Annotated in this window: 7 protein-coding genes; 3 read left to right on the top strand and 4 right to left on the bottom strand. The window is 66.0% G+C overall.

The genetic code is table 11. The annotated features are described in order from the left end of the window. The 4 genes from K675_RS0121095 to K675_RS0121080 form a co-directional block, all read right to left on the bottom strand. Positions 1-952: diaminobutyrate--2-oxoglutarate transaminase family protein (locus K675_RS0121095; RefSeq protein ID WP_017905456.1), on the bottom strand; the 952-nt coding region annotated here is incomplete at its 3' end. Between the two features lie 195 nt (positions 953-1,147). Beyond that, a complete protein-coding gene (locus K675_RS0121090; protein WP_017905455.1) occupies positions 1,148-1,624 on the bottom strand; it encodes a GNAT family N-acetyltransferase in 477 nt (158 codons plus the stop codon). 90 nt (positions 1,625-1,714) lie between these two features. After that, entirely contained in the window at positions 1,715-3,046 is a 1,332-nt protein-coding gene (locus K675_RS0121085; protein WP_026145399.1) for an ATP-binding protein, read from the bottom strand. Continuing rightward, on the bottom strand, positions 3,043-3,717 hold the full coding sequence (locus K675_RS0121080) for a response regulator (protein ID WP_017905453.1): 675 nt from the start codon (positions 3,715-3,717) through the stop codon (positions 3,043-3,045). The genes K675_RS0121085 and K675_RS0121080 overlap by 4 nt, the downstream gene beginning before the upstream one ends. Before the next feature lie 180 nt (positions 3,718-3,897). On the opposite strand from K675_RS0121080, the gene dsbD reads away from it, so the two are divergent. The 3 genes from dsbD to dsbG are packed head-to-tail and all read left to right on the top strand — an operon-like array spanning position 3,898 to position 7,274. Further along, positions 3,898-5,649, top strand: a complete 1,752-nt coding sequence (gene dsbD / locus K675_RS0121075; protein WP_017905452.1) for a protein-disulfide reductase DsbD — start codon at positions 3,898-3,900, stop codon at positions 5,647-5,649. Continuing rightward, a complete protein-coding gene (locus tag K675_RS0121070) occupies positions 5,650-6,519 on the top strand; it encodes a TlpA disulfide reductase family protein (protein ID WP_017905451.1) in 870 nt (289 codons plus the stop codon). It begins immediately after the preceding gene. Next, positions 6,495-7,274, top strand: coding sequence for a thiol:disulfide interchange protein DsbG (dsbG, locus tag K675_RS0121065; protein ID WP_017905450.1), 780 nt, complete (start codon positions 6,495-6,497; stop codon positions 7,272-7,274). Before K675_RS0121070 ends, dsbG begins: the two co-directional genes overlap by 25 nt. Positions 7,275-7,376: the final 102 nt, after the last annotated feature.

Below are 7,376 nucleotides of genomic sequence, written 5' to 3'. Positions count from 1 at the left end.
AGCCCACCCCCGCCAGTGGCAGGCTGCCACCGATGGCCTTGGACATCACCACCACATCCGGGACGATCCCGGCGTGTTCGAAGGCGAACATTTTGCCGGTACGGCCGAAACCACTCTGGATCTCGTCGACGATCAGCGCCACGCCGGCCTTTTCGGTGATCCGCCGCAGGCCACGCAGCCAGTCGAGGTCCGCCGGGATCATGCCGCCTTCGCCCTGCACCGCCTCGACGATGATCGCCGCCGGCAGTTGCACGCCGCCTTCGGGGTCGTTCAGCAGGTTCTCCAGGTAATGCAGGTTGACCTTGACCCCTTCGGCGCCCCCCAGACCGAACGGGCAACGATAGTCATGGGGATACGGCAGGAACTGCACGCCATTGCCCAGCAGCGCGCCCAGCGGCTTCTTCGGCCCCAGGTTGCCCATCAGGCTCAAGGCCCCCTGGCTCATGCCATGGTAGGCGCCCTGGAACGACAGCACGGTGCTGCGTCCGGTGGCCGTGCGTACCAGCTTGAGGGCGGCTTCCACCGCATCGGTACCGGTCGGGCCGCAGAACTGGATCTTCGCTTCCTTGGCCAGGGCCTCGGGCAGCAGGCCGAACAGATCCTGGACGAACTGGTCCTTGACCGGCGTGGTGAGATCGAGGGTATGCAGCGGCAGTTCATCAGCCAGCACCTGCTGGATCGCCTCGATCACCACCGGATGATTGTGCCCCAGCGCCAAGGTGCCGGCGCCGGCCAGGCAGTCGATGAAACGGCGACCTTCGACGTCCTCGACATACAGGCCCTTGGCCCGCTTGAGCGCCAGCGGAATACGCCGCGGGTAGCTGCGGGCATTCGACTCCTGGCGGTTCTGCCTGGCCAGCAGCGGCGATTCGTCGAACTGGTAGAGCTCTTGCGCCGTGGACTGGCCGGGGCGGATCGGCGGTTTTTCGATAAGGCTGGTAGCGACTGACATCTCTCGATCCCTCAATAGCGGGTGGGGTGGCCAAAACCTTCATCCGCGCGCGGGTACGTGCGCGCGGATTGCATCTTCTGGAAACGCACCAGCCGGGTCGGGATTTACACCTTCCGGCGGATTATTGGATGTTTTTTGAATCGTTGGGGCGGGGGTTTGCAGCCCTCCCGAACCGACGGGGATTGCGTGCCCCTTTCAGACCAGTGGCTTATGCATCGGAATCGCGATAAACCCGGCCACACTGAGGGACTGCGCCGTCTGTCGGTAACCCAGGTGCCGGTAGAAACCCTCGGCAGTCAGGGTGCTGTTGAGCCGCACCGTGCCATGCCCTGCCGCCGTCAACCAGCGCTCCAGTCCGGCCACCAGCGCTCGCCCGATACCTCGCCGGAACCACTCCGGCTGCACGTAGCACAGCAGGATGCGCCCATCGTCGCGCGCCATGCCCACGCCCGCCGGCTTGCCCTGCCAGTGCGCCAGGTTCAGGTACAGCCGTGGATCGGCCAACCAGGGCAATACATGCCCGATACCGCGGGTGCGGGTCCAGGCCTCGAGCCGCGCAGGCTCGTTGCGATGATCGCGCGAACAGCCAACCCGGATCGAGCGCTGGAGTATCCGGCTGATGATCCCGGCATCGGCGGCGATAGCCGGGCGAATGTCGATGGCAGTGTCCATGACGCATGACCTCAATCCGTTGAGCGACAGGCGTCAGACGATACTGCCAGGCGATGCGCCCAGGCGAGCCGGGCGCGGTGACAGGATTTTTCAGGCGCCCGTGACCTTCAGGGGCATGGTCAGCTCGACCCGCAGGCCATCCGGCCGGCTGTCGAAATGCAGCACGCAGCCGCAACGCTGGACGATCGCCTGGACGATCGCCAGACCCAGTCCGCAGCCGGTGCTCTTGCCATTGCGCCAGAAGCGCTGGGTCAGGTGCTGCAGGTCATCCTCGGCGATACCCGGCCCATGATCGCGGACCAGGAAGCGTACGCGATTGCCGATGGTTTCCACGGTCAGCTCCACCGGCGCATCCCCCGGCGTGTGGCGCAGGGCGTTGTCCAGCAGATTGCGCAGGGCGGCGATGGACAGGGTCGACGGCATTTCAAGCGGCGCCGAGGAACAAGGCTCGCGCAGGTTCAGCTCGATGCGCTGCCGGTCACCGTTGGCCGAATCCTGGATCGCCAGGCGCGCCACCTGTTCGGCGGTGCACTGCACGCCGTCGTCGAACGACAGGCTGCCCTCCACCCGGGCCAGCAGCAGCAACTGCTCCAAGGTCCGGTGCAGGCGGTCGGCCCCCGCCTCGGCGTGGGCCAGGGACTGGTCACGAGCGGCACCGTCGGTCATGCGCGCCACCTGCAGGTGAGTCTTGATCGCCGTCAGCGGGCTGCGCAGTTCATGGGCGGCATCACCGGTCAGGCGGCGCTCGCGCTCGATGGCCTTGCCAATGCGCTGCAACAGTTGGTTCTGGGTTTCCAGCAAGGGTTTCAACTCGCTGGGCAACGGATGGATCTGCAACGGTTCGAGGGAATCCGGGCTGCGCCGCTTCAACGCGTCGCGCATGCGCTTGAGCGGCGCCAACCCCTGGCCGAGCCCCAGCCAGAGCAGGAACAGGCAGACCAGCAGCGCCACGCCCACCGGCACCGAAGCCGCCAGCAACACCGACAGGTTCAAGGCCTCGCGCTCGACCTGGCGGTCGGCCGTGGTGATATGGATATCGCCGCGTACCAGGGTGAAGGTACGCCACGGCGCGCCATCGATCATCTGGTCATGGAAACCGACGTGCTGGGCCTCCAGGGCCTGCTCGGGGTTGTTATGGCTGCGAGCCAGCACTTCGCCGCGCAGGGAGCTGACCTGACAGGCCATGCCACCGGTGATATTGAGTTGTTCGGAGCTGAAGTGCGTGACCTCGCCCCTGCCCGACATCATCGGCAACTGTTCCATCAGACCGGCCACCATCCGCGCCGAGGCCACCAGCCGCTGGTCGAGAGAGAACATCATCTGGTGCCTCAGGTCGCTGAGCATCCAGGTCGCCGCCAGGGCCCAGATCAGGATGAACGCCGAACCGATGGTCAGGCTCAGGCGCAGGCGCAGGCTCATCATGCTTCTCCGTCACCCGCCGGGCCCAGGCGATAGCCCAGGCCGCGCACGGTCTCGACGATGCCGTTGCCCAGCTTGCGGCGCAGATGGTGGATGTGCACGTTGAGGGCATTGCTCTCCAGTTCGTCGCTGAAGCCGTAGACGCTGTCCTTGAGCTGCTCGCTGGACAGCACCCGGCCACGGTTGTGCAGCAGCGCCTGCAACAGCGCCTGCTCGCGGCGCGAGAGATCCACCGACTGACCGTTCAGGGTCGTCACCCGGCTGCTCGGGTCGTAGCTGAGCGGGCCGTGTTCGATCAGATTGACGCTGCGGCCGGCGACCCGGCGCAACAGGGTCTGCAGGCGGGCGAACAGCTCGCGCAGGTCGAACGGCTTGAGCAGGTAGTCGTCGGCACCGGCCTGCAGGCCATCGACCCGGTCGGTCACCGAGTCGCGGGCGGTGAGGATCAGCACCGGCAGTTCCAGACCCTTGCTGCGCAACTGGGTCAGCAGCCGCAGGCCGTCTTCGTCGGGCAGACCGAGGTCCAGCACCATCACGTCGAATTGCGCCGCACGCAGCATGGCCCGCGCCGCTGCCGCCGTGGCGACATGCTCCACGGTCATGCCCTGGGCGGTGAGGCCGGCGACGATGCCGCTGGCGATCAACTCATCGTCTTCGCAAACCAGTACGTGCATGGGATTACCTGTGCAAATATGTCCATTGAAACCCGGACGGATTAAGCGGCGATTATGCCGCGAGTCCCTGAAGATAGTAACGTTTGCGCCCGCGACAGCGACCGCTGGCGCGGGTTAATGATCGGTTAATCGCTGGCCGCCACTCTTGGCCGGACAAGCTTGTGCACCAAGGACTTTTTTATGCGTTGGGTGTTGACCTTTTTTTTCCTGATCTTCGCCAGCCTGGCCCAGGCCGGCAACGACCCGTTCGCGGTGAAAAAGCCGGAATTTCCCCCGGCCAATCAGGTTTTCGTCTTCAGTTCGGAGAAACTGGCTTCCGGCCAGACCCGCCTGTACTGGCAGATCAGTGATGGTTACTACCTGTATCAGAAACGCCTGAAGTTCGACGGCCTCGCCCCGGGTAACAGGCCCGCGCTGCCCGAGGCGCTGGCGCACAGCGATGAGTTCTTTGGCGACCAGCCGGTGTATCGCACCGAACTGGAAGTGCTGGTCCCGGCCGATGCCCGCGGCAAGGTCAACGTCGGCTGGCAGGGTTGTGCCGATGCCGGGCTGTGTTACCCGCCCCAGAACCAACTGGTCGACCTCGGCGACCTGGCGACAACGCCACCGAAAGCGGCAACCTCCAGCCAGCCGGCACAAGCCCGGGACCAGTCCCTGGCCAGCAGCCTGAGCCAGCAGACGCTGGGTTGGAGCCTGTTGGCCTTCTTCGGCCTCGGCCTGCTGCTGGCCTTTACCCCCTGCACCCTGCCGATGCTGCCGATTCTCGCCGGTATCGTGGTCGGCAGCGGCGCCAGCCCGCGGCGCGGTTTCGCTCTCGCGGGCAGCTATGTACTGAGCATGGCGCTGGTCTATGCCGGCCTCGGCATGCTGGCCGCGCTGCTCGGCGGCAATCTGCAGGCCTTCCTGCAACAACCCTGGCTGCTGGGCAGCTTCGCCGCACTGTTCGTGGTGCTGGCACTGCCGATGTTCGGTTTCTTCGAGCTGCAGTTGCCCAGTGCCGTACGCGATCGCCTGGAGCGCGCCGGCCAAGGGCGGCGCGGCGGCAGCCTGGTCGGTGCCGGGATCATCGGCGCGCTCTCGGCCCTGCTGGTCGGCCCCTGCATGACCGCCCCACTGGCCGGTGCCCTGCTGTACATCGCCCAGAGCGGCAACGTGCTGCTCGGCGGCCTTGTGCTGTTCAGCCTGGGAGTAGGCATGGGCTTGCCGCTGTTGCTGCTGGTGACCGTCGGCAATCGCTTCCTGCCCAAGCCGGGTCTGTGGATGGACCGGGTCAAGGCACTGTTCGGCTTCCTGTTCCTCGGCACCGCGATCGTGATGATTCGCCCGGTGCTGAACGAGTCGCTGTGGATGGGCCTGTGGGGCGCCCTGGCGCTGGTGGTGGCCCGTTCGCTCCGGGTACTGGCACGGCAGCCCGGACGCGTGGCGCTGTCGGCCGCCTGCCTTAGCCTGTTGCTGGGCCTGTGGGGCAGCCTGCTGGTGATCGGTGCCGCCGGCGGCGGCACCGACCTGTGGCGCCCGCTGCAGGTCTACACCGGGGGCAACGCTCCGGCCGTGGCGAACCATGCGGACTTCGTCACCGTCAACGAGCCCGCCGCGCTGCAGCGCGAACTGGACGAGGCCCGGGCCAGCGGCCGCTGGGTGCTGGTGGACTACTACGCCGACTGGTGCGTGTCGTGCAAGGTCATGGAAAAGCAGGTGTTCGCCAAGCCCGAAGTGGTCGCGGCCCTGCGTGACGTGCACCTCGTGCGCCTGGACGTGACCCACGACAACGCCGCCAGCCACGAGCTGCTCAGCCGTTTCGAAGTGCCCGGCCCGCCGACCCTGCTGTGGATCACCCCCGAAGGCAGCGAACGCCGGGCCAGCCGCATCACCGGCGAAATCGACGCCGCCGGTTTCCTGCAGAACTGGAATAGCACACGGGATGCCCGCTAAATGCTGACCCTGACCCTCGGAACCTTCGCCCTGTCGATCAACCACCTGCTGTTGCTGCTGGCGCTCGCCCTGGCCACGCTGGTTGGCTGGTGGGTGGCCAAGCGCGGTGGCGATAACCCGGAGTCGGTGCTGTTCAGCCTGTTCATCCTGGGCCTGTTCGCCGCCCGGGGCAGCTTCGTGATCGCCTACTGGAGCTACTTCCGCAACGATCCGCTGCAGATCCTCGATATCCGTGACGGCGGCTTCCTGCCCTGGCCCGGCCTGCTCGCGATCGTGTTCGGCGCCGTGGCCTGGGCCTGGCGCCGGCCGGCGCTGCGCAAGCCACTGGGCTTCGGCCTGGGCAGCGGGCTGGCATTCTGGTTGCTGGCGACCTTCTCCACGACATTCTATGAACAAGGCTCACGTCTGCCGGCCATTGCCCTGCTCAATGCCGATGGCCATGCGGTGCAATTGAGCGACTACCAGGGCGGTCCGCTGGTGATCAACCTCTGGGCCACCTGGTGCCCACCCTGCCGACGAGAAATGCCGGTGCTGCAGAAGGCCCAGCGCGAGCGCCAGGACGTGACCTTCCTGTTCGTCAACCAGGCCGAAAGCATGCAGAGCGTGACCACCTTCCTCATGACCCAGGGCCTGAACCTGGACAACGTACTGTTCGACGGCAGCGGCCAACTGGCGCAAAGCGTCGGCTCCATGGCCCTGCCCACCACCCTCTTGTACAACGCCGAAGGCCAACTGCTTGGCAGCCATCTGGGCGAACTGTCCGAGGCCAGCCTGGCCCGCGCCCTGGAGAACTTCGGTCCGCCACACCCCAACAAGGCCGTCCCGGCCACAGCAAGGAAACCGCTATGCCCGTCCACCGCCATCTGCTGAACCTGACCCTGGGCAGCGCCATCGGCGCCCTGCTGCTGCAGGCGCCCGTTTCCCGGGCCGAAGAACTGCCCGCGCCGATCAGGAGCATTGAGTCCAAAGGTGCCAAAATCGTCGGCAGTTTCGATGCGCCCGCCGGCCTGCGCGGCTACGCCGCCCAGTACCAGAACCGTGGCATGGCCCTGTACCTGACGGCGGATGGCAAGCATGTGATCGCCGGCAACCTGTATGACGCCGATGGCAAGGACCTGAGCCAGGCCCCGCTGCAGAAGCTGGTATATGGGCCCATGTCCAAGCAGGTCTGGAGCCAGATGGAGAAGAGCAACTGGATCGAGGACGGCAAGCCGGATGCACCGCGTATCGTCTATCTGTTCAGCGATCCCAACTGCCCGTACTGCAACATGTTCTGGGAGCAGGCCCGGCCCTGGGTCGAGTCCGGCAAGGTGCAGTTGCGGCATATCATGGTCGGGATCATCCGGGAGGACAGCCCGGCCAAGGCTGCCGCGCTGTTCGCCGCCAAGGACCCGCAACAGGCCCTGCACGACCATGAGAAGGCCGGCAAGGGCAGTTCGCTCAAGCCGCTGGCGAAGATTCCGGCGGACATCCAGGCCAAGCTCGACGCCAACACCAAGCTGATGGATGAACTGGAATTGTCGGCGACGCCGTCGATCTTCTATCTCGACGCCAATGGCGACCTGCAACAGCAACAGGGCGCACCGTCGCCGGACAAGCTGGTGAAGATTCTCGGGCCGAAGTAATCCCGGCAAACAGCAGACTGGTGTGGGTGAGCAGGCTTGTGTGGCGACTCAGGTCGCCCAGGTCCTCCCCGTGCAGTGCTCGAACATCGCCCGCAGTGGCAC

Source organism: Pseudomonas fuscovaginae SE-1 (assembly GCF_000364705.1).
Lineage (GTDB): Bacteria > Pseudomonadota > Gammaproteobacteria > Pseudomonadales > Pseudomonadaceae > Aquipseudomonas > Aquipseudomonas fuscovaginae_A.
The sequence above is the reverse complement of the archived record's forward strand: the minus strand, read 5'-3'. Positions and strand labels throughout refer to the sequence as shown.